A 2,500-nucleotide genomic window follows, 5' to 3' on the forward strand; every position below is an offset into this window, starting at 1 on the left:
GTTAACCTTATAATGGCTCTTACCCTCTGGGAGGATAGGGCTCTGCTGGAGAGCAACCCGAGCGCCCAGACGGTTGTTGGCAATAAAGGAGAGACGCTGATGCCGTTGTTCCTCCGACCAACCGATCCACTGGTCACGGTGTTGGCTTTTATATGCCGCACTGCTCCATCCGAGCAGTGCAACAGTCTCTCCTTGAAAAAGAACCATGTAACGGATGGATTCGCCCACAAGCTTGCGAAAACCAAGATAATGATACTTGGCCATGAGTTCATCCCAAATTTCACGTTCATCCGCATGAATGGGGCGAACGAGAAGTGATGCGAAATCCATATAACCGACGGCTCCTTTACGTGATCTATAATCATTGTAAAGGAACAAAACAAAAAAAGCCAGTAAAATTTTTCTGGCTTAGTAGTAATAAGATTATGACAAACTTTATGGTAAATTTAGGTACGAGAAAGTTAGGGAAAGAATTTACGGAATACTGTACTAATGCCAAAAGAGCGCTCGGACAGAAACACATTCAGAAAGCTAACCGAAGAGCAAAAAAAAGCGCTACTGCGCTGGCGCTATGATAACGCCTACCGTACTGTTAGCCAATTGCGCGAGGAATTACTGACCCATGCATCCACCGCCAATCCAGTGCCGTCTGAATCAACCATTGCCCGGTTTTTAAGATCAGTTAACCTGGACAGGAAAACACTGTTGGCAAAAAATAATCACCAAAACAAAGTGCGACTGGCCTATGAGGCGCCCTACCCGCAATATCTCTGCCTTGCCGATACCAAAGGGCCAAACCTTTATGTAAAGGACCCGGATAATCCTGACCGGGTAAGGCTGGCCAAACTAATACTATTTTTAGACGATCATTCCAGACATGTAGTCGCAGCCAGTTACCACTTTGAAGAAAATGAAATAACCGTAATGATGCTATTTCGCCAGGCCATATCAATTTATGGAATACCCAATAGTTTGTACGTAGATCGGGGTAGTCCCTACATGGGTAAGTCCTTAAAAAGGGCGGCTACTATCCTGGGCTGTCACATAATACACACCCAGCCAAAGGACTGCGCTGCTAAAGGCAAAGTTGAACCCCACGGGGAAAGAATGATGCTTATGACGCCTTTATTATTGCCGACAACTTAAGATTCGGCAGGTTGCCAAAACCCTATGAGGTTGATGAAATGTATCTTCCGCTGCAGCGGTTGACCCGCTACAGGTTCCACCTGGTGGGTTCCTTGATCCGTGAAAAAAGCTATTTTTTAACCATCTTGTTTTTGAAGTTTAGTAATTACGGTGATGTGTTCAGTGATGTCTTTGGGGCCACCAGTCGCTCGCTGATCACCGATTTTTACAGCCCTGAAGAGATCATCAATACTCCCCTTGAGGATATGGTCCAGTTCCTTGTGGATAAAGGACATAACCATTTTGCTGAACCTGAACAACTGGCCAAGGAACTCAAACGTATTTCCCGGGAATCTTACCGGTTGCAACCCAGGCTTACGGATTCAGTGGAATCTAATCCTGGAAACCAGCATGAACAACATCCGGTTCTTTGAGCAAAGCATTCGCAAGATAGAGAATGTGATTAACCGGGATATGGCCAAGCTTGCTAATCCCTTGGAGTCGGTGCGTGGTATTGGACCTGTATACTCCGCCGGTATCATTGCAGAGATTGGGGATATCACCAAGTTCGACAGCCAGGCCAAGTTGGCCAAATATGCCGGCCTTACCTAGGACAGTAATCAATCCGGTGATTTTGAGGGTGAAGATGAGCCCCTCAATAGAGCCGGCAACCGGTACCTTAGATATTATCTGATAGAAGCCGCGGACAGCTTAAGGAGACACAATGATGAGTACCGGGCTTATTATCGGAAAAAGTACCGGGAGGCCGCTAAACCGCCCACAAAAGGGCATTAGTGCTCACAGCCAGGAAGTTGGTGAGGCTGGTGTTTGCCCTACTTTTAAAAAACCAGCTTTACCGACCGGACAAGGGTTAAGGTGTTTTCCCACAAACTGTGGTAATTATGCTGGGTAATATGGCCCACAGTTGTCTGCTGCCTGCTGCATTGGGCATATTAGCCATCATGGTTATCTACAGGTAAAAGAAAGGTGATGGCATGGAGCATATCATATTTACCGGGATTGGTCATCCCTGGACTTTTCCCGGTACTGGGAAAAGCTGAATGGCTTTTCCCAGCTACTCAGGGACCCTAAATTTAGCACCACGGCAGGGATATGGGCAATCCCTACGGCGGTCTGGTTTTTTGCGCCCAAATTGAAGGGAAAGTGTTTCCTTAAATTTACTCTTGACATATTACCCTAGCACTTACTGTAATTCACCAAGATTATTGAGCAAACGGTCACGAAGCACCTTATCTCACCACCTCTTTGTACTTGTTTTTTCTATATTGTTGATTGGAAAACTAATTCACTTTAAGGTTCCTCGAAACTGACGCGACCCCCAATGTTCCTGGTTAAAGCTATGGCCGCTTTTTTT

The 2,500-nt window shown here is 46.0% G+C and carries 3 protein-coding genes and 1 pseudogene; 3 read left to right on the forward strand and 1 reads right to left on the reverse strand.

Translation table 11 applies throughout. The features are described from left to right. A partial coding sequence (locus BM299_RS18635; protein ID WP_114340156.1) for a Druantia anti-phage system protein DruA occupies nucleotides 1–330 on the reverse strand: 330 nt, incomplete at its 3' end. Nucleotides 331–492: 162 nt separating this feature from the next. On the opposite strand from BM299_RS18635, the gene BM299_RS18640 reads away from it, so the two are divergent. The 3 genes and pseudogenes from BM299_RS18640 to BM299_RS20135 all read left to right on the forward strand — a co-directional run bounded on the left by BM299_RS18640 (nucleotide 493) and on the right by BM299_RS20135 (nucleotide 1,920). Beyond that, nucleotides 493–1,146: a DDE-type integrase/transposase/recombinase gene (locus BM299_RS18640; protein ID WP_092488020.1), complete on the forward strand. Its 654-nt coding sequence runs from the start codon at nucleotides 493–495 to the stop codon at nucleotides 1,144–1,146. Between the two features lie 11 nt (nucleotides 1,147–1,157). Further along, complete coding sequence (locus BM299_RS18645; protein WP_245779867.1) at nucleotides 1,158–1,559, forward strand: hypothetical protein; 402 nt, start codon at nucleotides 1,158–1,160, stop codon at nucleotides 1,557–1,559. A gap of 40 nt (nucleotides 1,560–1,599) precedes the next feature. Continuing rightward, nucleotides 1,600–1,920: pseudogene (locus tag BM299_RS20135) on the forward strand (transposase). The last annotated feature ends 580 nt before the right edge of the window (nucleotides 1,921–2,500 follow it).

It is taken from the genome of Desulfoscipio geothermicus DSM 3669 (assembly GCF_900115975.1).
Taxonomy (GTDB): Bacteria; Bacillota; Desulfotomaculia; order Desulfotomaculales; family Desulfallaceae; genus Desulfoscipio; species Desulfoscipio geothermicus.